At 70.9% G+C, this 25,499-nt stretch carries 21 protein-coding genes and 3 pseudogenes; 4 read left to right on the top strand and 20 right to left on the bottom strand.

The genetic code is table 11. The annotated features are described in order from the left end of the window. Positions 1-39 precede the first annotated feature (39 nt). From ACFYZR_RS18355 to ACFYZR_RS18330, 6 genes are all read right to left on the bottom strand, one after another. Entirely contained in the window at positions 40-1,260 is a 1,221-nt protein-coding gene (locus tag ACFYZR_RS18355) for a beta-ketoacyl-[acyl-carrier-protein] synthase family protein (protein ID WP_391911864.1), read from the bottom strand. An 11-nt stretch (positions 1,261-1,271) separates the two neighbouring features. Further along, on the bottom strand, positions 1,272-1,529 hold the full coding sequence (locus ACFYZR_RS18350) for an acyl carrier protein (protein ID WP_391911387.1): 258 nt from the start codon (positions 1,527-1,529) through the stop codon (positions 1,272-1,274). Then, positions 1,526-2,584, bottom strand: coding sequence for a beta-ketoacyl-ACP synthase III (locus ACFYZR_RS18345; protein ID WP_391911385.1), 1,059 nt, complete (start codon positions 2,582-2,584; stop codon positions 1,526-1,528). Before ACFYZR_RS18345 ends, ACFYZR_RS18350 begins: the two co-directional genes overlap by 4 nt. After that, positions 2,581-4,308, bottom strand: coding sequence for an FAD-dependent monooxygenase (locus ACFYZR_RS18340; protein ID WP_391911383.1), 1,728 nt, complete (start codon positions 4,306-4,308; stop codon positions 2,581-2,583). Before ACFYZR_RS18340 ends, ACFYZR_RS18345 begins: the two co-directional genes overlap by 4 nt. A gap of 66 nt (positions 4,309-4,374) precedes the next feature. Next, on the bottom strand, positions 4,375-5,412 hold the full coding sequence (locus tag ACFYZR_RS18335; RefSeq protein WP_391911381.1) for a 3-oxoacyl-ACP synthase: 1,038 nt from the start codon (positions 5,410-5,412) through the stop codon (positions 4,375-4,377). Further along, entirely contained in the window at positions 5,409-6,464 is a 1,056-nt protein-coding gene (locus tag ACFYZR_RS18330; RefSeq protein ID WP_391911379.1) for an AfsA-related hotdog domain-containing protein, read from the bottom strand. Before ACFYZR_RS18330 ends, ACFYZR_RS18335 begins: the two co-directional genes overlap by 4 nt. A 347-nt stretch (positions 6,465-6,811) precedes the next feature. Between ACFYZR_RS18330 and ACFYZR_RS18325 the strand changes: the two genes are divergently transcribed. Then, positions 6,812-7,759 carry an ACP S-malonyltransferase gene (locus tag ACFYZR_RS18325; RefSeq protein ID WP_391911377.1) on the top strand — a complete coding sequence of 316 codons (948 nt, stop codon included), beginning with the start codon at positions 6,812-6,814 and terminating at the stop codon, positions 7,757-7,759. 63 nt (positions 7,760-7,822) lie between these two features. On the opposite strand, the gene ACFYZR_RS18320 is transcribed toward ACFYZR_RS18325, so the two are convergent. The 12 genes and pseudogenes from ACFYZR_RS18320 to ACFYZR_RS18265 all read right to left on the bottom strand — a co-directional run bounded on the left by ACFYZR_RS18320 (position 7,823) and on the right by ACFYZR_RS18265 (position 21,685). After that, positions 7,823-8,359, bottom strand: coding sequence for a hypothetical protein (locus ACFYZR_RS18320; RefSeq protein ID WP_391911375.1), 537 nt, complete (start codon positions 8,357-8,359; stop codon positions 7,823-7,825). A 23-nt stretch (positions 8,360-8,382) separates the two neighbouring features. Beyond that, positions 8,383-12,708 (bottom strand): polymorphic toxin-type HINT domain-containing protein, encoded by a 4,326-nt coding sequence (locus tag ACFYZR_RS18315; RefSeq protein WP_391911373.1) that lies wholly within the window; start codon positions 12,706-12,708, stop codon positions 8,383-8,385. A gap of 256 nt (positions 12,709-12,964) precedes the next feature. After that, complete coding sequence (locus ACFYZR_RS18310; protein ID WP_391911371.1) at positions 12,965-14,068, bottom strand: hypothetical protein; 1,104 nt, start codon at positions 14,066-14,068, stop codon at positions 12,965-12,967. Positions 14,069-14,190: 122 nt separating this feature from the next. Further along, positions 14,191-14,889, bottom strand: coding sequence for an RICIN domain-containing protein (locus ACFYZR_RS18305; RefSeq protein WP_391911369.1), 699 nt, complete (start codon positions 14,887-14,889; stop codon positions 14,191-14,193). A 35-nt stretch (positions 14,890-14,924) separates the two neighbouring features. Next, positions 14,925-15,476 (bottom strand): RICIN domain-containing protein, encoded by a 552-nt coding sequence (locus ACFYZR_RS18300; RefSeq protein ID WP_391911367.1) that lies wholly within the window; start codon positions 15,474-15,476, stop codon positions 14,925-14,927. A gap of 43 nt (positions 15,477-15,519) precedes the next feature. Beyond that, positions 15,520-17,100, bottom strand: a complete 1,581-nt coding sequence (locus tag ACFYZR_RS18295; protein ID WP_391911365.1) for an AbfB domain-containing protein — start codon at positions 17,098-17,100, stop codon at positions 15,520-15,522. Positions 17,101-17,393: 293 nt separating this feature from the next. Continuing rightward, a pseudogene (locus ACFYZR_RS18290) lies at positions 17,394-17,531 on the bottom strand (CorA family divalent cation transporter); the annotation flags it as partial. Positions 17,532-17,693: 162 nt separating this feature from the next. Beyond that, positions 17,694-17,939: a hypothetical protein gene (locus ACFYZR_RS18285; RefSeq protein ID WP_391911363.1), complete on the bottom strand. Its 246-nt coding sequence runs from the start codon at positions 17,937-17,939 to the stop codon at positions 17,694-17,696. 247 nt (positions 17,940-18,186) lie between these two features. Then, complete coding sequence (locus tag ACFYZR_RS18280) at positions 18,187-18,402, bottom strand: DUF6243 family protein (RefSeq protein ID WP_095583211.1); 216 nt, start codon at positions 18,400-18,402, stop codon at positions 18,187-18,189. 211 nt (positions 18,403-18,613) lie between these two features. Continuing rightward, positions 18,614-19,210 (bottom strand): transposase, encoded by a 597-nt coding sequence (locus ACFYZR_RS18275; RefSeq protein ID WP_391911360.1) that lies wholly within the window; start codon positions 19,208-19,210, stop codon positions 18,614-18,616. A gap of 253 nt (positions 19,211-19,463) precedes the next feature. Further along, positions 19,464-20,108, bottom strand: a complete 645-nt coding sequence (locus tag ACFYZR_RS18270; protein ID WP_391911358.1) for a dihydrofolate reductase family protein — start codon at positions 20,106-20,108, stop codon at positions 19,464-19,466. Positions 20,109-20,257: 149 nt separating this feature from the next. Then, entirely contained in the window at positions 20,258-21,685 is a 1,428-nt protein-coding gene (locus tag ACFYZR_RS18265; protein WP_391911356.1) for a serine hydrolase domain-containing protein, read from the bottom strand. Positions 21,686-21,844: 159 nt separating this feature from the next. On the opposite strand from ACFYZR_RS18265, the gene ACFYZR_RS18260 reads away from it, so the two are divergent. The 3 genes and pseudogenes from ACFYZR_RS18260 to ACFYZR_RS18250 form a co-directional block, all read left to right on the top strand. After that, the gene (locus ACFYZR_RS18260; protein ID WP_391911354.1) at positions 21,845-22,996 is read left to right on the top strand and encodes a histidine kinase; all 1,152 of its coding nucleotides are present in this window, start codon (positions 21,845-21,847) and stop codon (positions 22,994-22,996) included. After that, entirely contained in the window at positions 22,987-23,658 is a 672-nt protein-coding gene (locus tag ACFYZR_RS18255; RefSeq protein WP_391911352.1) for a response regulator, read from the top strand. Before ACFYZR_RS18260 ends, ACFYZR_RS18255 begins: the two co-directional genes overlap by 10 nt. A 291-nt stretch (positions 23,659-23,949) precedes the next feature. Further along, positions 23,950-24,202 (top strand): annotated as a pseudogene (locus tag ACFYZR_RS18250) (phosphotransferase); the annotation flags it as partial. A 121-nt stretch (positions 24,203-24,323) separates the two neighbouring features. Here the strand turns inward: ACFYZR_RS18250 and ACFYZR_RS18245 are convergent. Next, on the bottom strand, positions 24,324-24,743 hold the full coding sequence (locus tag ACFYZR_RS18245) for a hypothetical protein (RefSeq protein ID WP_391911350.1): 420 nt from the start codon (positions 24,741-24,743) through the stop codon (positions 24,324-24,326). 122 nt (positions 24,744-24,865) lie between these two features. Further along, positions 24,866-25,054 (bottom strand): annotated as a pseudogene (locus ACFYZR_RS18240) (CorA family divalent cation transporter); the annotation flags it as partial. Positions 25,055-25,499: the final 445 nt, after the last annotated feature.

The raw sequence follows: 25,499 nt of genomic DNA, 5'->3' as shown, positions 1-25,499 counted from the left end.
AGTGGCCCGGGGCGGGGCGGGGAGTGCCCCGCCCCGGTCTCAGACCGCGGTGAGCACGAGTGCCGCGTTGTGCCCGCCGAAACCGAGGGAGGTGCTGACCGCCACGTCCATACCCACCGTCCGGGCGCCGCCGGTGACCACGTCGACGTCGACCTCGGGGTCGAGTTCGCGCACGTTGGCCGTGGGCGGCACCGAGCCGTGGCGCAGCGCCAGGGCGGTGTAGGCGACCTCGATCGCCCCGGCGGCGGCCAGGGTGTGGCCGGTGACGCCCTTGGTGGAGGTCACCGCGGGGCCGGTGCCGAGCACCCGGCGCAGGGCCCGCGCCTCGACCAGGTCGTTCATCGGCGTCGACGTGCCATGGGCGTTGACGTGGCCCACGTCGCCCGGGGCGACCCCCGCGTCGGCCAGGGCCGTGCGCAGCGCCCGCTCCAGCCCCGCGCCGTCCGGGTGCGGGGCCGTGGCGTGGTACGCGTCCGAGGAGGCGCCGAAGCCGGTGATCCGCGCGTACGTCCGCGCGCCCCGGGCCCGCGCGTCCCGCTCCCGCTCCAGGACGAGCACCGCGGCCCCCTCGCCGGCCACGAAGCCGTCCCGGTCGGCGGCGAACGGGCGCGACGCCGCGCCCGGATCGTCCCGGCGGCTCGAGAGCGCGCCCATCCGGGAGAGCCCGGTCAGGGTCGCCGGGCTGAGCGCCGACTCGGTGCCGCCGGCCAGGACGACGTCGCACAGGCCGGCGGCGAGCCAGTCCCGGGCGATGCCGACGGCGGAGGCGCCGGAGGCGCACGCGGTGGCGGTCACCAGGCTCGGGCCGAGGATCTTCTGGTCCATGGCGACGTAACCGGCCACCATGTTGACCATCCCCATCGGGACCATCAGCGGTGACACGTCCTCGGGGGCGCCGTCGTAGAAGGTGCGGTGCTGCTTCTCGAACGTCGCGGTGCCGCCCAGGGAGTTGCCGAGCACCACGCCGACCCGTGTCCCGTCCCAGGAGGCGGGGTCCAGGCCGCAGTCCGCGACGGCCTGCCGCGCCGCCACCAGCGCCAGCTGGACGAAGCGGTCCAGCTTCCACGCCGTGCGCCTGCCGAGCAGGGCGTCGGCGTCGAAGTCCGGGACGCGGCAGGAGAAGTCGACCTCGGCGCCGTCGAGCGCGGGGTCCGTGGCGGCCGCGGAGAGGCCGGAGGTGACGCGCCGCCAGTTGTCCTCGACACCGGAGCCCGCGGGGGTGACCAGCCCCATGCCGGTGATCGACACGGCGCGGTCCATGGCGGTGGCGCTCACACCCGCGGGCCCTTCGCCTCGATGACCGTCACCGCGTCGTCGATCGTGTGGGTCGACTTCAGCTCGCCCTCTTGGAGCACGACGCCCATCTCCTTGCGGAGGACGAGGCCGAGCTCGACGAGGATCAGCGAGTCGATGTCGAGCTCCTCGAAGACGGCGCCGGAGAGGATCTCCTCCACCGGCAGTCCGAACTTCTCGCTCAGGATGGACACCACACGGTCCTTGATCTTCTGCGTCGCTGTTGCCGTGGTCATGACTGTTCCTTCCGTAGGGTAGGCGTGGGGTCGGGGACAAGGGCCAGATCCGGCCAGCGCAGGGCGGCCGATCCCCAGGTCAGGCCGCCGCCGAAGCCGGTGAGGAGCACCCGGTGGCCGGGCCGGACGTCCCCGGCGGCCACCGCGTCGGCGAGCGCGAGCGGGATGGAACCCGCCACGGTGTTGCCGACCTTGTCGAGGTTGACGACGATCTGCTCGTCGGCCAGGCCCAGTTGTTCGCCGACCGCGCGCAGGATGCGCACATTGGCCTGATGGGCCACCACCCGGTCGACCGCGGCGTCCCCGGTCCAGCCGATCCGGTCGATCAGGTTCCGGGCGGACTCGCTCATGTTCAGCACCGCCTCGGTGAAGACCGCGCGGCCGGCCATCGAGAAGTACTGGTCGCCCTCGGGGGCCGGCTCCCCGGTGGAGCGCTGCCGCGAACCGCCGGCGCGGACGGTGATCAGACCGGAGCCCGCGCCGTCGCTGCCGAGGTCGAAGCCCAGCAGGGCCCCCGGCTCGTCCGCGTCCCCGGTGCGCAGCACCACCGCGCCCGCCCCGTCGCCGAAGATGGCGCGGGTGGTGCGGTCCCCGGGGTCGAGGATCGTGGAGAAGGTGTCCGCGCCGATGACCAGCGCGCGCCGCGCCGTCCCGGCCGTCAGCATGGAGGCCGCGACCGCGAGGGCGTAGACGAAGCCGGTGCACACGGCGCCCACGTCGAAGGCCGCGACGCCGCCCAGGCCCAGCCGCTCGGCCACGACGGGCGCCGTGGCCGGGCAGGGGTGGTCGGGGGTGCTGGTGGCGAGCACGACCAGGTCGATCCCGTCGGCCTCCGCCCCGCCCCGGGCGGCCGCCGAGGCCAGCGCCCTGCGCCCGGCCTCGACCGCCAGGTCGGAGGTGGCGTCGCCCGGCTCGATCACATGCCGGCGCTCGATGCCCGTCCGGGTGCGGATCCACTCGTCCGAGGTGTCGAGCTGCCCGGCCAGCACGTCATTGGGCACGATCCTCGGCGGCACCCAGGCGCCGAGGCCGCACACCACGGCGGCCCGGCTCACGACGCCGCCTTCTCCGGCGCGGCCTTCTCCGTCTTCTCGGGCATCGCCTTCGGCGCCGGGGCGCCCACCGCGGCGCTCGCGCCCATCTCGGTGACGGTCTCGGTGCCCACGCGCTCCGTGCGCGGCAGCGCGGACAGCACCACCCGGGCGCGGCGCAGCGCCATCCGCAGCTCCGCCGCGTCCAGACCGGTGAGGGAGGCGATGTGGCCGTCCGGCCGGACGAGCACGGCCCGGGGCTCCTTGCCCAGCAGCGGGGCGAAACCGGGCCAGGCCGAGACGTCCTGGGCCGGGAAGCCGGCCGGGAGGGTCGCGAGCAGCGCGTCGCGCTGCCGGACCCACTCGTCGTTCTGCCGCTCGCCGGCCCACAGCAGCACGGTGAGGCGCGCGGCGTCGACGGAGGGCCAGCGGCCCCCGCCCGCCGCCGGGCCGTCACCGGCCGACGCGTGCCGGCTGAAGACCGGCAGCCGGTCGCCCGCCCGCACGGCGCGGGTGAGCCCCGGCAGCGTCTGCCACAGCGACTCCGCGGGCCGGTAGGTGACATCGTGCTGCGCCATCAGCGGGGCGCCGAACCGCTGGAGGACGCCCGTGCGCCGCGCGGCCCGCACCAGGGTGTCCCGGACGGCGACCTCCCTGCGGCCCCGGAACAGCCCCCAGCTGGTCTGCTTGGCGGTGGTCAGGACCACCCGCTCGGCGGCCAGCCGGCGCTCGGAGTCATAGGTGTCGAGGATCCCGGGCTCCAGGGTGCCGCGGATGACGCCCGCCAGCTTCCAGCCCAGGTTCACGGCGTCCTGGATGCCGGTGTTCATGCCCTGGGCGCCCGCCGCGCTGAAGATGTGACCCGCGTCGCCGGCGAGGAAGACCCGGCCGTCGCGCAGGGTCTCGGCGACCCGGCGCCGCGCCCGGAAGATCGTCGTCCAGTCCAGTGGCCCGATCAGACCGGGGCGCGGGGCCCGTTCGTCCATCACCCGCTGGAACAGCTCGCGCGGCGGCGCGTGGTCCTCCGTCCAGCCCGGCACGCTCACCGCCAGCCGGAACCGGCCTTCGCCGAACGGGGCGAAACCGAGCGCCCCACCGCGCGTGTAGCAGTAGAGCAGCTCGTTGTCGTGGAGATCGCCGTCGATCGGTCCGTCGCCGATGGCGAAGAGCACGTCCTCACCGCTGCCGAGGAACTCGATGCCGGCGAAGCGGCGCACCGCACTGTGCGCGCCGTCCGCGCCGATGACCCAGTCGGCCTCGATCTGCTCGGTGCGGCCGTCCGCCCACGCCACGTCGGCCACGGGCCGCCGGCCGGAGTTGTCGAGCCCGGTCACCGTGCCCTGCTCGACCTTCCCGCCGAGCGCGATCAGCCGGTCGCGGACCACGTCCTCCGTGCGGTGCTGGGGGATGACCAGGCCGAAGGGGTAGGGGGTGTCCTTGAGCCGGCTCATCTCGATCGAGCCGAGCGGCCGCTTCTGCGAGAAGTAGGAGACCGCGTCGAGCCGGTTGCCCGCCTCGGCGAGCGGGTCCGCCGCCCCGATCCGGCCGAGCAGCTCCAGGCTGCGCGGCCACACCACGATGGCGCGGGAGTGCAGCGAGGAGCCCGGCGGGGTGCCGTCGACGACCCGCACCGGCACACCCTGGCCGAGGAGTTCGCACGCGAGGACCAGACCCACCGGCCCGCCGCCCACGATCAGCACCGGCCGTTCCCCGCCGGAGCGCTCTCGCAGGGGAATCGTCATCATCATGCCTTTCCGTTCGAGTACCGGATCGCCGAATGGACCCGGGACCAAGCTGAGGAGGGGGGCTGGGGCTCAGGGGCGGTGCACCACGACACCGCTCCAGGTGAACCCGGCGCCCGCGCTGAGCACGACGGCGTGCTCGCCGGACCGCAGCCCCCACGGGCCGTCGCCGGCCAGCGCCGTGAGGTTCGAGAAGAGGTCGCCCGCGCCCAGATGACCGGTGCCGGCGCCCAGGTCGACGACCGGGGCGGGGGTGACCGCCGCCACCGCCGGCCCGTAGATGTCACGCGCCGTCGCCCGCCCCAGACGGGGCAGCAGCACCGCGCGCGGGGGCGGACCGTCCGGTCCGAGGCCCGCCTCGGCCAGCGCGGCCGCGACCACGCGGGTGGTCGTCTCCCGCAGCCGGCCGACGAACGGCTCCCGGCCCGTGCCCGTCAGGAACGCCTTCTTGGTGCGCCGTACGTCGACCGTGGCACCGGCCGACAGGGGCGCCTCCTGGAATCGGGACACATCGCGGTGGACGACCTCCAGATCCGGCGCGGCCTCGGTGACCAGGGCGTCCAGGACGAGCGCGGCTCCCGCCGGCCCCTCACGGCGCTCCAGCACCGCGGCCGTCCCGCCGTCGCCGTACCAGACCCCGTAGTCACCGCGCCAGCGGTCGAACGCGGGGCCGCGGAACCGGTCGCCCGTCGTCACCAGCACCGGGCCGTGGTCCGGCATCGCCACCAGCCGGGTCAGCGCGGCCTCCAGGGCCGCCGCGCCGCCGTTGCACATCTGCTGGACGCCGACCGGGACACCGCCGGTCGCGCCGGTCCGGTCGGCCACGTAGTGCGCCGGGGACCAGAAGTCGTGCCCCTGGTAGTACGTCCACGCGTGGAGCACGGCCCGTACGGACGCCGGTGCCACTCCGGCCCGCTCCAGCGCCTCCCGGCCGGCCAGCACCGCCATCTCGGGCGCCGACTCGTCTCCGGAGACGGGGAGTTCCTCGTAGCCGATCGCCTCGCACTCGTCCCGGCCGACCAGGCCGTCGGCGAGCGCCTCCACTGCCTTGACGGTGGTGGCCGGCAGCCATTCGGCGGGAGTGAGGAGGACCCCCCGGGGCGCCCTCACACCATCACCTCCGCTCCGGCGGCCGCGGCGGTCGCGTAGGCGCGGGACGTCGTGGTGTGCATCCGGCCGGTGGCGATGACCGCGCCGTCCTGCTCGAACTCCACGTGGAACGTCCACAGTTCCGGCAGCGCCGCGCCGAGCTCGTCCACATGGGCGTACGGCTCGGTCCTGCGCACGTGCACGGTCGTGGGGGAGTCCAGCTCCGCGTAGCGCGTGAAGGAGAAGTCGAAACCGGCGACCGTGGTGCGCGGCGTCGAGGCGCCGTGCAGCTCGGAGGCGCCGAAGAGGCACAGCTGCCGGGCCGCCTCCATCAGCACCATGCCCGGCACGTGGTCCTGCGCGTGGTCGAACATGCTGCGGTTGTCCACGGGCACACGCAGCGACGCGGAGGCCCCGTCGGGGCCGGTGCGCACGTCGCCGAGCACCACGTTGGCCGGATCCACCCGGCCCACGAGGGACGGCGCCAGCCGCGACTCCGCCCGGGGGACGTCCGTGAACGGGGTGAGCGGCCTGCCCCGGCCCCGCTCGCGCACCATGGCGTACACCTCGCCGGGTATGTACCCGACGCCGATGCGCACCGTGCCCAGGCGGTGCCGGGAGAGCTCCATCTCCACCTCGTACGTCAGCCGGCGGACATCACCGGCCGCCCCGCGGCGGTTGCTCGTGCGCACCCGCATCGCGAGCTCGCCCGGCCGGTCCGTGACGGGCGCGGTCAGCAGCCCCGGCAGGGACATCGACCACGAACGCAGCAGGAACTTGCTGTCCCTGGGCACACCGAAGAACGCGTGCCCCCCGTACGTCTCCGCCTGCCGGCAGCACTCCAGCAGGAGCAGTGGATCCGGCACGCCGAGCCGGGAGCACCCCTCCGTGTAATAGGTGTGCGACGGCGGCAGTTGAGCGGCCGCGAGGTACGTGGACTCGCTCACCCGGCGGGCGTCCGTCAGGAACACCTCGGACAGGGCCCAGCGGTGCAGCAAGGACCGGTCGACGGTCCGGTTGAATTCGAGGCTTTCCGTTCCGGACAGACCGCTTCGAGGGACCTTGGATTCCATGAACACCTCCAGAACCTCCGCTATCGCGTTTCCCGCGTACAAATCTCTGGTCATCTCGGTGGTGGGCTTGATGAGAGTCTCCCGACGTCGGCACACGCCCCGCTCAAGGCGTTCTCATGGGATTCCCATGCGATTCGCACGGACCGTGAGCCCGGTGCGAGAACCAGGATTCAGCGGCCCGGCCAATATTCAACTCAAGTCCGGCACCAGTTCCGGCACCAGTGGCCCGGCGATGACCGGCGCTTGTCCTCCGCTTGAGTCGCGGGTGCCGACACTCGATCCGGCACTTCGATTCACCGGAGGCATGGCACCGAACGGGCACGGCACCGACCGGAGGAAAAACACTGATGGCCACTACACGCGACATTGGCGCGACGCCGTTCGCCGCCCTCTTCCCGGGGCAGGGGGTGCAGCGACGGGGCATGGGCGCCCACTGGCGCGGCACGCCGTCGTGGTCCCTGGTCGACACGGTCTCCGAAGCGTCGGGACACGACGTCGCCGAACTCCTCCTGGAAGCCGGCACGGAGACCCTCGCCCGCACCGACCTCGCCCAGATCAGTGTCTTCACGGCGTCGTTGCTGTCCTGGACGGAGTTCCGGGACGCCCACCCGCAGGCCCGCGTCACCGCCTTCGCCGGGCACAGCCTGGGGGAGTACACGGCCCTGGTGGCGGCCGGGGCGCTCACCGCCGCCGACGGCGCCCGGCTGGTCGGGGCGCGCGGCCGCGCGATGGCCGACGCCGCGCGCCACCGGCCCGGGGCCATGGCCGCCGTCATGGGCGCGGACCACCCCGGGGACGTCGAGGAACTCACCGCCCGGGTCCGCCGCGACGGTGCGGACCTGTGGGTCGCCAACCTCAACTCCCCGCAGCAGACGGTGGTCGCGGGCTCCCCGGACGCGGTCGAGGCCGCGGGGGCGCGGGCCCTCGCGAACGGCTGGCGCTACAGCGTGCTGCCGGTCTCCGCCGCCTGCCACACCACCTACATGACGCCCGCGAGCCGGGCGCTCGCCATGGCACTGGACGAGGTCACGTTCCGGCCCACGCACGCGCCGGTGGTCTCCAACGTGAACGCCCGCCCGTACACCGAGGGCCGTGCCTGGCCGGCGCTCTGCGCACGCCAGCTGATCTCCCCGGTGCGCTGGAACGACACGCTCCACACGCTCGTGTCCGACCTGGCCAGCGCCCGCTTCACCGACTTCGGCCCGGGCCGCACCCTGGCGGCCCTGGCCCGCCGCGTCTTCCCGGACGTTCCGGCGGAACCGGTGGGGGGTGGGCGACCGATTGTGTACAAATAAAAGAGTGGCGGGTACTCGAGCGAGTACCCGCCACTCCTTGGCGTACCGTGTTCAGGGACCGAATCAGTCCCGGTCCGACCACCAGGCCGGTGAAACATCGATGTACAGCACGTCACCGACCCGCTTTTCCATGGGGTCGTCCGGATCGATGTCGCCGTTTCCGTAGGGATCCGCATCGGCGACGACGAAGATCCTCGCGCCGGAACCGGACACCCGGTACCGGTGGAAGTCGTCCGTCACCGACGCGTCGTCGTCCGGCTCGACCGAATGCCCCATCTCGGTGATCAGGGCCCGCAGGTCGTCGAATCCGACGCGATGAGTGAATTCACCGTACGCCTCCTTCAGGGCCGGAGGCACGACGCCAGGTCCGCGGATCAGGCTGCGCACCCGCACCTTGATGCCGGTGCACGACCAGTCGCCCTCGTCCTCCTGGAACGACAACTGCACGAGTCCGTAGTCCCGGCCGATGACGCCCGCCGACGGGTTGTCGGCGTAGTCGGGCCCCAGCTCGTCCTCCCATGCGGCAGGACGGGACCCGATACCCGCCCCCAGTACGTCACCACGAGTGGCGAAACGGGCGTAGAACTCCAGGTCGGACATCTGCGTCTTCTCCCATGCCCCGATTACGGAATGTTCTCCAGTGCGTTGATCAGGTCCTGAATCTCTTGCGTCCGGTCGTTGTCGAACTTCCACTCCGGCTTACGGCCTTCCTTCATCGCCTTGGCGCTGAATTCGAACTTCTCCTTGGCGGCCCTTGCGACCCTCAGCATGTCCTCACGCCGCTTCGGATTCGTCCTGAGTTCCTCGATGGCGGCGTCGATCTGCTTCTGCGAAGGCTCACCGATCGAACCACTTCGGCGGAAGGGCAGGCCCATGATGCCACCCTTGCCGTCCGCGCGGATCAGCACCTCCGTCTCGTCCGCCATATTGACGTGAGCGCCCTTGTGGACCCAGTCACCGGCGACCTGGGCCACGTGATCGATCTCGAGGCACTTCTTCTTCTTGGCGTTGTGGACGAGGACCGCCGTGGCGCCGGCCCCGACGTAGTAGGTGTGGACACCGTCGACGGTGAGGTTGTAGACCTTCCGGGTCTCGGTCCACGCCCGGGTGCCGACGACCTCGTTCAGCCCGCCGTCGGGGGTGCGGAGCCGGTCGCCCGCCTTGAGGTCCGCCGCCGTGAGCCAGCGGTGCTGGTTGTCCACCCAGAAGGGGTGGTTGGCGGTGGCGGTGACCTTGCCGGTTTCGTCGCCCGACTTACCGTCGGTGTCGACCGTGACCTCGACGAGGCTCTTCACACCCTGGCCGATGATCACATTGGTGACCATGTGCCCCTCGGTCCTGCCGGTCCCGGGGTCGGTGGCCAGGACGTCCTGACCCGTCCGGACGTCCTCGATCGGCTTGCGGGTGCCGTCCGCCATCAGGACCGGGGTCCGCGGCGTGAAGCTGTTGTCGGGGAGTTCCTCGGCCGCTTCGATGAGGCATTCCGCATGTACCTTGCGGAGGGTCTCGAGGACGCCCTTCCCCTTGTCGATGAGCTTCTTCGCCGCGGCCGACTCCTCGAGGAGCTTGCCGATGTTGGCCAGCCGCTTGATGGCCTTGGCGATCTCCGGGAACTTCTCGATGGCCCGGAGGGCCTTGCCCCAGGGAAGGTTGTTCACCAGCGCCCAGAAGCACGCCTCGACGTTGCCGTCACTGATGCACTTCTTGATGTTTTTGATGTCGAAGTAGTCTGCGAGGAGACCACCACCGATCTCCACCAGGAGGTCCGCGAAGTCCTTGCCCGCGAGCTTCCGGGCCTTCTCGTACTCCTCACGGGAGATGCCGCTCTTCTCGAGGACCTCCAGCTCGTCGTCGGTCAGCTGGGGAGTGTCGCTCTTGCCCGCTTCGGCGGCTTCCTCGCGTGCCTTGCGCTCCTGCTCGCGTGCTTCTGCCTCGGCCTTCTTGGCCGCCTCGTCGGCCTGCTTGGCGTAGCCGAGGGCGTTGTTTGCGGCTTCCTTCGCCGATTCGGCGTGCTTCTCGGCGGATTCGGCGAGCTTGTTCGCGGCCTCGGCGTCCTTCGCCGCCTGGTCGGCCGCGCCCTGGGCGGTGGCGGCTTCGCTTTCGGCGAGGTCGGCGGCACCGGCTGCGGCTGCGGCGTGCTGTTCGGCTTCGGCGGCGGCGCCTCGGGCGCGGGCGGCTTCGGCTTCGGCGTCGTTGGCTGCCTGGCGGGCGGCTGCGGCGTCGGCGTAGGCCTGGTTGGCGGCTTCACGGGCTGCCTTGGCATCCGCTTGGGCCTGGGCATCGGCCTGGTTGGCACGTGCGGCGGCGGCGCGGGCCTTGGCGCCGTCGACGGCGGCGTCAGCGGCGGACTTCATGGCGGCGGCCATGGAGCGCGTGGCGTTCGCGGAGGAACGGGCGGCGTCGGCGGCGGCCTTGAAGGCCGGGGCGACCTGCGCGTTCGCACGCTTCGCGGCGGCTTCCGCGTCCTCGGCGGCCTTGACCGCTTCGTTGGCCTTGGCCTGGGCGGAGGCGACCTGCTCCTCACCCAGCTCCTGGGCGGCGGTGGCGACCTCGGTGGCGAAGTCGGCGTCGATGTCCTTACCTGCGAACGGTGCGGTCAGCTCGATCGCGGTGTTCGCCGGGTCGGCGATACCGGCAGCGCTGGCCTTGGCAGCGGTGGACGCCTGGACGGCGATGCCGGCCTGAAGACGGGCCATGGCCGCCTCACGGGTGGCGCCTTCGGCCTCGTCCTTGGTGCGGTTGGCGGCCTGGAGCGCGTTCTTCGCCTCGATCGCCGCGAGCCCGGCCAGGCGGGCGGCCTCGTGCGCGGCCACGCCCGCACGTGCCTCCTGGGCAGTGGCCTCGGCGGCCTGGAGGTTGGCACGCGTAGCGGCGGCATGGGTCGCCGCGGCCTCGGCCTCGGCACGGTTCGCCGCCGCGTTGGCGGCGGCCGCGGCGGCCTCGGCCTTGTTGGCGGCGGCGTTGGCGCGCGCTGCGTGCGCGGTCGCCTCAGCGGCGGCGGCACGGGCGCGAGCGGCCGCGCCGGCGGCCTCCGTCGCGGCGGAACGTGCCCGGACAGCGGCACCACTGGCCGTATCAGCGGCACCCTGCGCCTGATCGGCCGCAGCACTGGCGGTGTCGGCGTCCGACCGGGCGGCGGCAGCGGCCGCCTGCGACTCGACGGAGTACGAGGTGCCCTTGGCCGCCGCTGCCATCGACGCGGTGGCCTGGGCCCGGGCTTCCTCGGCCTGGTGCTTCTGCTGGGCCGCGTACGCCTTGTCCCGGGCCTCGCGGGCCTGGGTCTCCATCCCGCGGGCGTTGTCGTCCGCCGTGGCGGCGATGCCTTCCTGCTTCTCTGCGTCGGCACGTGCCGACGCGGCCGTAGCCGCGGCCGCCTGGGCCTCCGCCCGAGCAGCCGACGCCGTACGGGCCTCGGCCTCCGCACGCGCACGCGCCGCCGCCGCGATGTCGCGCTCACGCTCCGCGCGAGCCCGCGCCGCCGCAGCCAGATCGCGCTCGCGCTCGGCGATCGCCCGCTGCTCAGCGGCGATCTTCGCCTGGCGCTCGGCCTCCAGACGGGCCTCGCGCGTCTTCTTCGCGTGCTCCCACGCCTCGGCCTCGGCCTTCTCCGCCGCGACCCGCGCCGTCCGCGCACGCGACGCCGCGTCGGCGGCGATCTTGGCCTGCTTGTCGGCGGCCTCGGCGAGCTTCGCCGCGGTCGCGGCGTGCTGCTCGGCGTTCGCGCGCCACATCTTGGCCTGCTGCTCGTGCAGCTCCGCCTGGTTCTTGGCGTTGAGGCCCTTGGCGTCGGCCTCGGTGGCGTCCACCGCGTGCTGCGCGGTCTCACTCGCCTTGACCGCGGCGTCTGCGGCGGCGGCGATACCGGAAGCGACCTCCGACCACTGCGTGCCGTAGGTCAGGCCGGTCTCGACCAGCACATCCGCCTGGACCTTCGCCTGCGCCGCGGCGACCTGCGCCTGCTTGGCGGCGATGCCCGCGAACTCGACCTGACGCGCGACGTCGGCCTTGACGTTGTCGTACGACGACAGCGTCTTGCCGGCGCGGTCCGCCGACAGCATCCGGTCGGCCTGACGCGCCGAACCCGCCGCCAGCGTCATCGCGTTCGAGGCGTTCTTCAGCGCCTTGACCGCGTCACCGTGCGCGGCGATCAGCTTCGTACGGGCCTCGGCCGCGCGCGCCGCCTTCTCGGCCAGCTCCCGCAGCTTGTCCGCCGCCTCCTGCGCCTCCTTCTGCGCCTTCTCGATCGCGGCGCGGGCGTCGGCGTCCTTCTGGGCGGCGACGAGGTAGCCCTTTTCCAGGAACTCAGCGATCTTCGCGTTGTCCTTGGTGTCCAGGGCGGCCTGGGCGGCCTTCTTCACCTCCGGGCCACCGGAGGCCGCGAGCATCTCGACGCGCTTGCGGTTCTCCTCCGCCTGCTTCGCCGCGTTCTGCTTGTCCTTCTCGTCGCGCTGCTTGGCGATCGACGCGCCGAAGGCCAGGAAGTCCGCGCGGTCCTTCGCGGTCGCCTTCGGGCCCAGGACGCGCTCGACCTCGGCGTTGAAGTACGCCCCGCCCGTGCCGCGCAGCTTTTCGATCTCCGCGCGGTTCTTGACGTCCGCGCCGTCCTTCTTCTCCTTCGCACGCTTGCGGGCCTCGGCCTCGCCGTGCTCCAGGAACTCCCGGATCGCGTTCGGGTCGGAGCTTTCCAGGGCCTTCTTCGCGGCCTCCTGGACCTCCGGCTCCGGGTCGAACTCCGCGAAGTCCTCCACCAGCTGGCGGTCACGCTCCGCGGAGAGCTTGTCCAGCTCCGTCCGCGGCGCCGGTACCGCACCAGCGGCAGGCTTCGGCAGCGCCGCCGCCAGCTTGTCCAAAGCGGCCATGGCCGCGGTCGGCGAGACCGCGGCACTCTGGGCGCGCGCGGCGGTGGTGGCCGCGGTGGCCTCCCCCGTCGCGCCACCCAGAATCGCCACCACCACAGCTGTGGAGACGGCCTTTCTCACCACACCGGCCACGTCACCACGCAGCCGTCCTCCGGCTCTTGGCCGGAATCTACCCATCACGGGAAGAACCCCCAACGAAATGAAATGGAAAAAGCCCCTGAACCCGCGCACGCGAGCAGGGCGGAGCGGACCCGGTCACGAGAACCGGGTCCGGATGACCGCCGAGATCACAGCGGTCGGGGAAATTCGGCCGACAGGTCAGGCCGGCCGAAGTACGTGAAAAGCGTCAGCCCTTGACGCGCGTCTCGCCGTCCCGGGCCTTGTCGAACATGTCCTGCCAGAACTTGGACGTCTCCAGCGCGTTGGCCTGCTCCTGGGACCAGGTCTTCTGGGTGGCGTCGGCCGACTGGCCGATGTTCTTCCAGAGCTCGTCCGAGGACTCCTTGGCGGCCTTCGCGATGTTCTTCCAGTTCTCGGCCTGCGCCGCGGCCGTCTCCTGCTCGGCCAGCCACGCCTTGCGCGCGGCCTCGGCATGGTCGGCCACGGCCTTCCACGCCTGCTCGGCCTCGGCCCGGGCCTTCGCGGCGTCGGCCGAGGTCTTCACGGCCTCTTCAGCAGCCGCAGCGCCCTTCATCAGGCGCGACAGGACGGCGAGCCGGACCTGGTCGCCGTCGGCGAGCCGCGTCCGGAAGGCCTCCACGTCGAGGGCCGCTCCGGTCACCCAGCCGTAGCCGTAGAACTCGGTGACATCCGCATCGCCGGCGCCGGGGCGCAGCGCCCACTGGGCCGCCACGCGCACCTGCTCACCCGGGTCGCGCTCCGCGAGGACGGTCACGAAGTCCCGTGCCTTCGCGGAAACTTCCAGCTTGTGCTGGACGTCGGCCTCCCTGGCGGCCCTGTCGCGCTTCTGTGCCTCGGCGTACCCGGTCCGCACGAAGGCGGCCTGGTCGGCGACCGTGCCCTTCAGGGCGCGCTCGGCCGCGGTCCGTACCTCGGGGGAGAACTCGACGGTGTGCGTGCGCACCACGCGCTCGCAGAACGCCTTGTTGCGGGCCCGGGTGTCCCGGGCCCGCTGCTTGGCGGCGTCGAAGCCGCCGCCCGGCGCCAGCCACTCCGCGATCGCCTCGTCCCCGCGGACGTGGCGCAGGGCCATCCACGCGGAGGAGCGCACCTCGGTCGCGGGGTGGTTAATCGCCAGGTAGAGAACCCGGTTGCGCGCCTCCTGCGCCGCCGCTGTCTGAGCGAGCGCGGCCTGGTCGGCCGGCTGGTCGGCCGAGACGGCCGCCGTGACCGGGGCGTCGGCCCACGCCGATGCCGCTCCCGTGAGAGCGACACCGCCGGTCAGCATGCTGACCGCCAATGCCCGTGCGATCCACCACTGACGGCTCACTCATTCCCCCTGAAAAACATGAATTGCATCTCACTGCCCATATGGGGAGGGACAGCGTCCTGGTCATGACGCTGTCCCTCCGGTGCGTTACCTGCTGTGCTCGCGCGGTGCGGACCGGAAGGTCACTTGACCGGCAGGATCTTCCACAGCTGGGCGTCGGACATGTTGCAGTACCAGGACTGGGCCTTCACGGCGTTGTCCGGCTTGGCGCCGCTGATGTCCAGGCAGCGGTCCTCGGTGTGCGTGGGGCGGATCTGGAAGTGCTTCTTGACGGGGTCGACGAGCACGACCTGCCAGCGCATGTTCTTGGTGCCCGCGCACGTCCACTGCTGGGCCTTGGCGCCGGCCTGGGTGCCGCTGTTCTCGACCTCCAGGCACTTGTCGCCGGTCACGGTCCGGAGCTCGTAGGAGGAGCCGGGTGCGGGCACCAGACGCCACTGCTGAGCGGGGACGTTGGCGTAGCAGGTCCACTGCTGGGCCTGCAGCCCGTTGGCGGTCTCGCCGTTGTTGATCTCCAGGCACTTGCCGGTGCCCACGGCCTGCAGCTGGACGACCGTTTCGGGCAGCTTCGCGCGCTCGGTGGCCTCGGTGCGGTTCGCGTTCATCCGCGTCGCCGCCTCCACGGCTGCCTCCGCGGCAGCCTTGGCGGCGTCCTCGGCGGAGCGCGAGCGGGCGGCGTCTGCGGCCTCGCGGGCGGCCTTGGTGGCCGCTTCGGCGGAAGTCGCGGTGCGGTCCCCGTCCGCGTACGCGGTGGTCGTGCTGCCGACCAGCGCGGCGATGCCGACGGTGACGGCCAGCGCGGCTCGGGCGATCCGTGCCATCAGATATTCCGTTTCTTCTTGAAAGTTATGGGTGCTCAGGCGCTGACCGGCTTGATCCGCCACTGCTGGGCGGTGGTGCCGTTGCAGTACCACTGCTGGGCGTTGGCGTTCTCGTCGAGGCTGCCGCCCTTGATGTCCAGGCAGCGGTCGGCGGTGTGCGTGGGGCGGATCTCGTACAGGTCCTTGGTGAAGTCGACCATCACCAGGCGCCAGCGCTGCTGCGGCGCGTTGACGCACCACCACTGCTGGGCGTTCGCGCCCGCCTTGGTGCCGGAGTCCTCCACCTCGAGGCACTTGCCGCTGTGCTTGGCACGCACCTCGAAGGTGCCGTCGCCGACAGGGGCCAGGTCGAAGAGCTGGTTGTCCAGGTCGTCGGCGCACTTGGCCTGCATCGCGTTGGCGCCGTTGCGGAGGCTGCCCTTCGCGATCGTGAGGCACTGGCCGCTGTGCTCCACCTGGAGCTGTACGGCGGTCGGGGCATCGGCGGCGCTGGGCGTGACCTGGTCCGCGTGGGCGGTGGTGACGCTGCCGGCCAGCGCGGCGACACTGGCGGCGGTGGCCAGCGCGGCTCGGATGATCCGAGACATCGGGTGTTCCGTTCTTTTCAGGAGTGAAGTCTTCAGGAGCGGGTCAGCGCGCGAGCGGAGTGGAGATCTTCCAGGTGGCGTCCTGGGCGAAGTCCTTCTCGACGTCGGCGCGGTTCTTGCCGCTCTTGTCGGCCGCGTAGACGTCGCCCTGGTACTGGCGCAGCCAGCGGCCCGGCTGGCTCGCCGACTCGAAGGACGTGCCGGAGCCGGCCAGCGCCTTGCGGGCACACCAGGTGGCGTCCTTGGCGAACTGCGCGCTGCGGTCGTTCGCGGTCATCCGGACCCGGAGGTCCTTCTGTGCCAGGTAGTAGCCGGGCTTGCGGACCGACTCGAGCGAGTAGCAGCCGGACTGGCCGTTGGCGAGCGCGGGCACGACGACCCAGGTGGCGTCCTCACGGTCGGCCTGCTTGCTCTTGGCGCCGACGGGAGCGATGAAGGCCTCGCCGCCGTCCACATCGGACTGGCGGAGGTAGAAGCCGGACAGCTTGGCGTTGGCCGCCTGGAAGGACTGTCGCAGCGCACGGAACTGGCCGTCCTTGAGGAACCGGGCGACGTCCTCGTCGCTGCCGGCCAGTGCCTTCTTCGCCGTGGCCACCAGATGCGGGTACATCCCGGTCTTGTCGGCCGCGGCCATGATTTCCTGAGCCCGCAGCCGGTTGCTGTCCGCGACCTTCTTGCGGCGGGCCTCGTCGTCGCGCTTGTAGGCCGCTTCGGCACCGGTGTGGATGAACTTGTTCCACTCGGCCTTGTCGGAGCTGAGCACCGCCTTCTGGGCCGCGAGGTAGAGCTCGGTGCTCTTGGCGTCGTCCGGAACGGTCTTCAGCAGCTCGCGGATGAAGTTGTCGTCGCCCAGCGTGAGCATGGCCTCGGAGGGCGTGACGCCGAACAGCGCCGCCGCGCTCTTGCGGGCGGCCAGCTCCGCGCGGCGCTGGGCCTCCTCGCGGTTCTTCTCCTCCAGGGCCTTGATCTCGGCGGCCACATCGCGCTGGTGGGCCTCACGGGCACCATTGGTGATGAACTCGCGCCAGGCGGCGGCGTCGGAGGCCAGCGCGGCGGTGGCCGCCTTCTGGACCTCGGAACCGGGGGCGCTGTTGTTCATGATCGCGCGGACAAAGTTGTCGTCGCTGAGCGCGAGCAGGTCCGGAGTGCTCGTGATGCCCACGGCGATCAGGGCCTGGGACTTGGCGAGCCGGGCCGCGCGGTCGGCGTCGGCGCGCTCCGTGTTCCGCGTCTCGTCGTCACGGTGAGCCTTGTGGATGCCCGTGATGATGAACTCCGCGTAGTCGGCGCCGGACGTGCTCGCCAGGGCGTTCTCGGCGGCCAGGCGTACCGCGGTCCATTCCTCGCCCAGGTCCCGGGCCTTCATCCAGATCGCGTAGATGAGGTCGCGGTCACTGAGAGCGATGTATTCGCCGGTCGCCTCGAGCTTGACCACGGACAGCGCCCGTTCGCGCTGCATCTCGTCGGTCGCGACGTCCCCGGTGGACGACGCCGCCGCGGCGGGAGTCGCCATGACGAGGCTCGGGGCGGCCACTCCGGCGACAGCGGCCAGCGCGGTGGTGGTCACGATCCCGCGCATCAGGACGCTGCGCGCGCGTGCGGAGTTGGTGTGACGGTTGTGCATGTTGTGTTCAGTACCCCCAGTAACGCCCCGTGGAAGGACCCGGTGAATGGGTGAACGAAGGCGTGGTCTGGGCGAAGTTTTGAAGATTCCCCGGATAGGAGTCAAACCGGAAGAGTAATGATATGATCAAGTCGCTGCGCTTTGCCGCCCAAGGCGCGTATGTCGCTGGGGGTTGACTTTGTGTCGGATGGCGTGGTTTATGGCTGTGCCATTTCGCGGCATGCCTGTACGCCCGGTCCCCGAACACCGTATTGGCTCCGGTTCCGGTCGAGGCGCCAGGTTCGGCGGGCTGCTCAGAGCCGGTCGCGCTTCTTGAAGACGAAGTACAGGCTGACGCAGACCATCCCCATCGGCAGAATCGCGAACGGGTAGCCGAACGCCCAGTGCAGCTCCGGCATGTTGTCGAAGTTCATGCCGTAGACGCGGCTGATCCTCCCCAGCCACTCCCCAACGGGGCGTCATTCTCCCCGGATTATCCCCAGAGGCGGCTGCCTCCGAAGGAAGATCGCCGCTGGTCGGGACTGTGATCGGCAAGCCGTGACAGGCGCCGCTGTTTGCTCGGCAGTGCTCGCTTGCAGGGTGTGGCGGCTCGTTCACAGGGAGAACAAGCCCTCCTGGACGCCGCGCGCGACCACCGATCGTCGGGGGTGGATGAGGCCGAGCCGCATGAACGCTCTGGGATGGGCGGCGATGTTGCCGATGAAGAGGTGTACGGCGCGGTTCGGGGTGACCAAGCGCTCGTACCGGCGCTCACGCAGTTTCTCGCGGGCGTCGGTCTCGCCGTACCTGCGCAGGAACTTCCGGTAGCACTCGCCGGCCTCCCGGCCCCTGAGGGGCATGCCGTGGCAGCGGATCACCCGCGTCTCAGTCGATCACCCGCGGCAGCCGCAGATTCAGCAGCTCCGTCACCGCCACCACCACCCCGAGCTGCACAGCAGCGTCACCACCAGCGCGTCCGCGTACCCCGCTGAGCGGGACCGGCCGCGCCCGGTACGGCAGCGGAGCCCTGATACGGCGGCAGGGCCCGGACCGTGCGTCGCGGTCCGGGCCCTGCTCCGTGGGGTGCCGCCCTGCGGCGGCTGTGCGTCAGCTCTGTGCGGTGTCGTCGCTCGCCTGGCCGGCGGCCTCAGCTGCGCGTGCCTTTTCGCGCATCTTGCGAACCAGCTCCGCCTTCTGGGCGGCGGCGCCCTGGCGGTCGAGGTTGCGGTGCGGACCGTTGTTCTGCCGCTCGGCGCGGGACAGCTTCTTGCGCTGGCCGCCGCCCTGGCCCACGGGGTTGTTGATGTTCTTGCTGTCGGTCACGGGTTCTCCCGGTGGTGATGTGAAGTGATCTACGGATTCATCGGTGGGGGACGGGCGCGGCGACGTCGAGGGACGTCAGCGGGGGCCCGTCACGCTCTCACTCGTAAATCGGTGTCTGGAAGAACATGACAAAGACGTTACCCGGTTCCGTCGGCCCCGCGCGCCAAGATTTTCGCCGCCCCGGCGCCGGTCGGGCCTTCACGGATGGGCGCTACTGGTCCGTCGCGGGCGTTGTCAGTGGTCGCGAGCACACTGACGGCACGGCAAGGCCTGGTGCCGAAGAAAGGGGTGGCACCAGTGTGGGGACGGGATCCGGTGGCCGGGGTGGGTTGCGGTGGTGGGGGTGTTTGAGTTTCCAGTTGGACATCTTGCGTTTGATGACGCGGGTGAAGGAGATCCGGTCGGGGTCGAGGCCGGCTTGATGGGCGGTGTGGTGCATGACGCCCCTGAGGGCGTGGTGGACGAGGAGGAATCCGTAGACCTCCTGCTCGACACCGTCGGGATCCCGCGAGCGCAGGACGAGACGGTGTCCGCCCTGATGGGTCTTGATCTCGTCGAGGGTGTTCTCGATCTCCCACCGCTGGTGATAGAGGGCGGCGAAGCTCGGCCGCGGGCGCCTCACCGGGATTGCGGATAGTGGTGACCAGCCGGTAGACGTCTTTGACGTCGTGTCCTTGAGCGTGTACTCGATGACACGGACCACGCCCGGGTCGTGGCGTCGGCCATGGTCCTCGGTGGCGACGATTTCGGACAGGTAGGAACCGTCACCGAGGTGCTCGAGCACGAGGAGCACGATGTTCTTGCGCAAGCGGCCCCGTTGCCGCGGCGAACACCGCATGCGCCCGCACTCGGCAACCACCTCGTCCACCAGCTCCGGCGGGAACACCCGCGGGTCCAGGTCGGCTACTACTGCCTCGCCCCCGCCCCCGCCCCCGCCCGGGCACGAGCCGGTGAATACGCGATCCGCCATGGCCGGCTGTCCGCCCGAGCCGCGGCTCGACGACCCGCCTCAGGGCAGTCCCGGGCGGCGAGCATGCGGCCTGGGTTGCCCTGAGGGTCGGTCACTTTCGCCAGAACAGGTGGTGCGTCACGCCGCTCGGGCTGGGCACGACCTCCAGGTGGAACCGGTCGAGCAGCTCATCGGGGGACTCCCAGAGCCGTAGTCCGGATCCGAGCTTCACCGGAGAGACCGCCACATGCATGGTGTCGACCAGGTCGGCGTCGAGGAACTGCCGGATGGTGGTGACCCCGCCGCCGAGCCTGACGTCCTTGCCGAGTGCCGCCTCCCGCGCCTGCGCGAGGACCGTGGCCGGGTCGCCGTCGACGAAGTGGAACGTGGTGTCGGAGAGCGTGAGCGATGGACGCGTGTGGTGGGTCATGACGAACACCGGGGTGCGGAACGGGGGTTCGTCCCCCCACCAGCCGTGCCACTCATGGTCGCGCCAGGGCCCGCGCTGGGGCCCGAACTTGTTGCGGCCCATGATCTCGGCACCGATGTTGCGGGCGTAGTCCCGCGTGAGGTAGTCGTCGAGGCCCCGGCTCCCGCCCGGATCGGTGCGCATGGGCCAGCTCGCCGTGGCGCCGGCCCAGGCGAACAGCCTCTCGGGATTGGCGTGGCCGAACGGATTCTCGAAGCTCTGGTCCTCGCCGGCACCGATGCCGTCGCTCGAGACGTTGAAGTTCTGGACTCTCAATAGCTGTGCCACGTGTTCCTCCAGCGTGTAGGACAACGGTGGTGAGACTGTCCGGGGCGGAAACCTATCGCTGCGTCCGTGACCGGTCGGAAACCAAGTTACCCAGTGCCTCACCTATGAGGTTCGTGAGGTTCGGGCGGTCTACTGTGGGGACGTCCGCCCTATGGAAAGCAGCACGACGGTAGACCTGACGGTCGCTTGGGGTGGCGGGTGAACAGGCCACGCGCTGCCGACCCGGCCGGCGACCGTCGCCTCGTTCCACCTGCGGACGACACCGTCCACCGCCGACCATGCCCGGGCATGCCGGAGAAGGCCATCACCTGTCCTGCCCGTTGCCGGGGGGGGGCGCACAGGGCATGGTCGACGAGGTCACTGGCGGCCTGCTCCTGTCGGAGTGCGGTGTCGGGCGAGCCGCTCAGGGCGGTGGACATGGAGACGGTGACGGTGCGCCTGCCGTCGCCGGTGGCGCCGTTCAAGGTGATGTAGCCGCCATTGCCCCCTTCGTGGCCCCAGTAGCTGCCGCCGCAGGAAAGGGGCCGTTCGACCAGGCCGAGGCCGTAGCGTCCGTGCGGCCAGAACGCCTGGATCTCCTTGTTGACCGGGACGGTGTCCCGCATCTCGGCCAGCCGTGCCCGGGGCAGCAGCTTGCCGCCGAGCAGAGCCTGGAAGAAGCGGTTGACATCCGCAGTGGTGGAGACGTAGCCGCCGGGATCGGGGAGGATCACCTCGGTGACGTCGACCCGTTCGCCTGACGGGAAGACCTGGTAGCCGTTCGCGTGCGGAGGGCGGAGCGAGGGACTGCTGCCCGGCAGGTAGGTGTGATCCATGCGGAGTGGTTTCAGGACCCGTTCCTCGACCTCCTGGTGCCAAGGGCGGGCTGTGACCTTCTCGATGATCATGTCGAGCAGGACGTAGCCGGTGTTGGAGTAGCTCCACCCGGCGGCGGGCGGGAAGTCCGGGCGATGGCTCATTGCCAGCGCGACGATCTGTTGGGGTGTGTAGGTGTCGTACCGGCGCTCGTCGTACTCCTGCGGGGTGCTGTAGCCGGGGAGGTCGTCGTCGTGGATGCCGCTGGTGTGCTGGAGGAGTTGGCGGACGGTGATCCGGCGTCCGTCGTTGCCGTTGCGGTCCACCGACCCGGGCAGCCGGCGGTCCACAGTGTCGTCGAGCGCCAGCTTGCCCTCGTCCACCAGTTGCAGGATCACGGTGGCCACCAGTGCCTTGCTGGTGCTGGCCATCCGGAAGTAGCCGTCGCGGGGCACCGGACGCCTCGTACCCGCCTCGGCGACGCCGCTGGTGGCGACGAGATCCCGGCCAGGGCCGGTGGTCACCCTCGCCTGGACGCCGGTGACCCCCAGCGCCTGGATGGCGTCGGTGTCCCGGCGCAGATCGTCTTGCCCGTATCCGGGCGCAACCGGGTCGTGTGCGTCGGCTGCCGGCTGGACGGCAATGGCCGTGCCCGCGATGACGAGGGCGGCCGCGACGGCGGCCGGCCACCGTTTGCCGATGCGGCGGTGCCGCCGTCCGGGCCGGTCGGGCACGGGAGTGCCCGGGTGGTGCGAAGCAGAGCTCGGGTTCGTGGATCTCATGCCCGCACGCTAGGTATGCGTCCGTTTTCGGGTCGCTACCGCAGGCGCCCGAACGAAAGGTACAGCTGCCTGTAGTGCTGCAAGATCGCCTGGTTGTCTAGGGTCGATCGCGTGGGGCCTCCCACAGTCCTCCTGCACGACAAAGAGAAAGTGGGACAAGTGCTCGGCATACCCGGCGCGGCCCGCGCACGGTGGCTCAAGACATGGCGCGGCGGGCGTTACCTGCTGGGCACTTTGGTGTCCGCGGCGGTAGCGCTCGCCGTGGCACCCCTGCTGTGCATTCCGTCACTGGCTCAGCCCTGGACGGAACAGCACCGCCGGCATGCCGGGGCACTGCTGGGACAGCCGGTCGAGCCGCGCCCGCGCGCCGCCCGCCGCAACCTCGCATGGCTCGTGACGCAGATCGTCACCGGTCTGCCGGCGGGTGCCCTTGCCCTGGTCTGTCTGGGCAGCCTGTCTCTCACCCCCGTCATCATGCTGTTGTGGTGGGCCTTCCCCACAGCGCCGTGGCTGCCCGTGGTCAGCGTTCCCATCACCAACTGGGACACCGCGTTGCCGCTCGGGCTGGTGAATCTTGTGGTCCTGGCGGCCCTGTCCGCCGTTGTCCTCCCGCTGCTCGCCCGAGCGCATGCCCGGTGCTGTCTCGCGGTCCTGGCGCCATCGCCCGCCGAGCAACTGGCCGAACGAGTCACCGAACTCACCCGAACGCGTACAGACGTCCTGCAGGCACACAGTGCGGAACTCCGCCGGATCGAACGGGATCTGCACGACGGCACCCAGGCTCGGCTCGTGGCCATCGCGATGCGGCTCGCCATAGCCGGCCAAAGACTCCCCGAAGACCCCGAAGCGGCCGCCGGTCTGGTACGACAGGCCCACGCCGAGACCGAGGACGCGATGACCGAGCTGCGCTCCGTCATCCGCACCATCTACCCCCCGGTGCTGGCCGACCAGGGCCTCTCCGGCGCGCTCGGCACCCTGGCCACCAGGTCCGGAGTGCCGACCCCCATCGACGTCGGCCCGCTCGGTGAGATCCCCGCAGCGGTCGAAGCGGTCGCCTACTTCGCCGTCACCGAGGCACTGGCGAACATCGCCCGGCACAGCCGGGCCACCCATGCCTCGGTTCGCGTCACACGCGACGGCGCGCTGCTCCGTGCGGAGATCACCGACAACGGGACCGGCGGAGCGGACGCCGCCCGAGGGTCCGGCCTGGACGGAATGCGCCGCCGCGCCGCCGCTCTGGACGGCACCATGAAGATCAGCAGCCCACCGGGCGGGCCGACCGTCATAACCGTGGAGATGCCGTGCGTGTAGTGATCGTCGAGGACAACGTCCTGTTGTCGTCCGGGCTCGAACTCCTGCTCAACTCCCAGGGCTTCGAGGTCGTCGCGATCGCGGCCGACGCCCCCGGTTTCCTCACCGCCGTCGAGACCCACCGGCCGGACGTCACCATCGTGGACGTGCGGCTGCCCCCGGCCTTCCGCGACGAGGGTATCCGGGCCGCGGTCCAGGCCCGCCGCGACCATCCCGGACTTCCCGTCCTGGTCCTGTCGCAGTACGTGGAGCAGGAATACGCGGGCCGCCTCCTCGCCGACGCCCGGGGCGGCATCGGATACCTCCTCAAGGACCGCGTGAGCCGCATCGCGGAATTCACCGACGCGCTGCGCCGAGTGGCCGGCGGCGGCACCGCCATGGACCCCGAAGTCATCGCCCAGCTTCTCGCACACGGGGATCCCGTCGATGCCCTGACCGCACGCGAACGCGAGGTCCTCGCGCTGATGGCCGAGGGCCACGACAACACCACCATCGCCCAACGGCTCGTCATCACCGACAACGCTGTCCACAAACACATCGGCAACGTCTTCCTCAAACTCGGCCTGTCGGTCGGCGACAGCGGCCATCGCCGCGTCCGCGCCGTCCTGGCATACCTCCGCCGCCATGGCAGTACCCCGCTCGCCCGGCGAGGAGGTCGGTGATGTGCCGCTACGGCCTGTTTCCGGTGCCGTCACCGGGTATGCCGCTCCATCGCCTCCGCGATGGCTGGGTCTTGACCGGCGCGGTCTGGTGGTGTTCTCCGAGGATGCGGCGGTAGCCGTCCGAGTAGGTCTCCCGCGTACGTACAGGACCGGCGTGCGCGGCCGCAGGCGCTGGGGTGTCGGCGTCGGCCGGCTCGGTGGCGGACACGGAGCCGGACGCGGAGCCGGCCGATGGGATCGGCAGGGTGCGGACGGCCGTCCCGCCCACTGTCGTGTTGGCGGCTGTGATGGGTCGAGGCGATGCCTCTGGCGCCGGCGCCGGTTGCGACCCCGGAAGCCCTGTGGCGCGAGCCACCCGTGCTCGCGAACGCCGCGGTCCGGTGACGGCACTCGGTCGGCCCGGCGAGCCGGCCGAGCGCTGTCCCCGGCGGCGTGGGCCGCGGTGTTCATGCACGGCGACCTGCGGATCACTCATGTGCTCGCCGAAGGCGACGAGATCACCGGCATCATCGACCGGTCCGAGGCGGGCCGGGGTGATGGAATGGCAGGCTCCAGGCCGTCCAGTGCACCTGCCCGGCACCGGCGATCCCAGCGAGTGAACGGGTGGTACAGCACATGCTGTGCCACCCGTTTCGCTGTGCGGACTTTGTGACGAGCCGCCGAGGTCACCTCGTGAGGCTCTTGCGGCGAACACGCAGTGAGTGCTTCTTCCTTCCCCCAGGTCTACCGCTGCTGTCCCAGCCGCCGCTGGTGGCTACGTCCCACCCCTGCTGTTGCTTCATCTGAGCGGCGAAGGTACGCAGGTCGTGAATCTCGCAGCCGCAGTTCAGCGTGACGCTGACGCCGATGTACGGGCTCCGGGGGTTGTCCTTGGCGTAGGGGTTCGGCTCCCACTGCACGTCGTGGACGTGCTCCTTGAGGCCGGTGCGTTCCTCGTCGTGCTTGATCCCGTGCGCTTTCGCGTACTCGTCCAGGTCGTCGATCGCGAACAAATGGCTCGACCACTCTCCGGGCCAGACCGCGAAGAGACGGGACTTGCCGGCCACGGCCCGTTCGTACGCGGCGCGGTCGCTCCCGTGCGTCACCGTGCCGTCCTCGTGAACCTCGATGCAGCAGGTCGTACGTGCGGTGTAGCGGAAGGGGGTCGGGAGCCGCCCTCAGCACCATTCGCGTACGCGAAGTCGATCAAGGGGTCGCGCCCTCGTCGCTAAAGCCAGTCCCGCCGCTTGAAGATGAAGTACAAGCTCGTACACACCACCGCCATCAGCAGAATCGCGAACGGATACCCGCCCGCCCAGTGCAGCTCCGGCATGTCGTCGAAGTTCATGCCGTAGATCGTTCCCACCAACGTGGGAGCGAACAGAATCGCCGCCCACGACGAGATCTTCTTGAAGTTGTCACCCTGACCGCGCTGACCTGCGGAAAGCGATTGAGTGGGCGCTCTGACCTGCAGCGATGCCTCTTTCCGGCCCTTTCGCCGTGCTACCCGCTGATGCGGCCGAACCTCCCCAGCCGCTCCCCCAACGGGGCTTCATTCTCCCCAGATTCTCCCCAGCGGGGCTGACCCGTCTTCGAGGAGAAGACTGGTCTGAGGGCTCTCCTCGAGACATTGCTGGGCCGTTGCTCACTGTGATGAGCCTGCCAGCTGTAGGGGGAGAGGGGTTCTACTGAGGTTTTCGTTAGTTCTGTGGTTGTTGGGGGTGGATGGTCAGTCCGGTGTGGGTGAGGAAGGACCAGGGGAGTTGTTCGTCGGAGCAGACGCGGTGGATGCCGTGTTCGGTGGCGTCGGCGACGTCGGCGAGGTGGTCGCCGGCGAGGTTGGCGAGCTCGCGGGTCTTGAT

Source organism: Streptomyces sp. NPDC001678, from assembly GCF_042892945.1.
Classification (GTDB): domain Bacteria; phylum Actinomycetota; class Actinomycetes; order Streptomycetales; family Streptomycetaceae; genus Streptomyces.
Note: the sequence above shows the minus strand (reverse complement) of the source record. Positions and strands in the feature narration are given on the sequence as shown.

Excerpts from the sequence above, each read along its gene's own strand:
- ACFYZR_RS18355 (WP_391911864.1), bottom strand. The coding sequence starts at position 1,260 with ATGGACCGCGCCGTGTCGATCACCGGCATGGGGCTGGTCACCCCCGCG.
- ACFYZR_RS18350 (WP_391911387.1), bottom strand. The coding sequence starts at position 1,529 with ATGACCACGGCAACAGCGACGCAGAAGATCAAGGACCGTGTGGTGTCC.
- ACFYZR_RS18340 (WP_391911383.1), bottom strand. The coding sequence starts at position 4,308 with ATGATGATGACGATTCCCCTGCGAGAGCGCTCCGGCGGGGAACGGCCG.
- ACFYZR_RS18330 (WP_391911379.1), bottom strand. The coding sequence starts at position 6,464 with ATGGAATCCAAGGTCCCTCGAAGCGGTCTGTCCGGAACGGAAAGCCTC.
- ACFYZR_RS18325 (WP_391911377.1), top strand. The coding sequence starts at position 6,812 with ATGGCCACTACACGCGACATTGGCGCGACGCCGTTCGCCGCCCTCTTC.
- ACFYZR_RS18320 (WP_391911375.1), bottom strand. The coding sequence starts at position 8,359 with ATGTCCGACCTGGAGTTCTACGCCCGTTTCGCCACTCGTGGTGACGTA.
- ACFYZR_RS18305 (WP_391911369.1), bottom strand. The coding sequence starts at position 14,889 with ATGGCACGGATCGCCCGAGCCGCGCTGGCCGTCACCGTCGGCATCGCC.
- ACFYZR_RS18300 (WP_391911367.1), bottom strand. The coding sequence starts at position 15,476 with ATGTCTCGGATCATCCGAGCCGCGCTGGCCACCGCCGCCAGTGTCGCC.
- ACFYZR_RS18295 (WP_391911365.1), bottom strand. The coding sequence starts at position 17,100 with ATGCACAACCGTCACACCAACTCCGCACGCGCGCGCAGCGTCCTGATG.
- ACFYZR_RS18285 (WP_391911363.1), bottom strand. The coding sequence starts at position 17,939 with ATGCCCCTCAGGGGCCGGGAGGCCGGCGAGTGCTACCGGAAGTTCCTG.
- ACFYZR_RS18265 (WP_391911356.1), bottom strand. The coding sequence starts at position 21,685 with ATGAGATCCACGAACCCGAGCTCTGCTTCGCACCACCCGGGCACTCCC.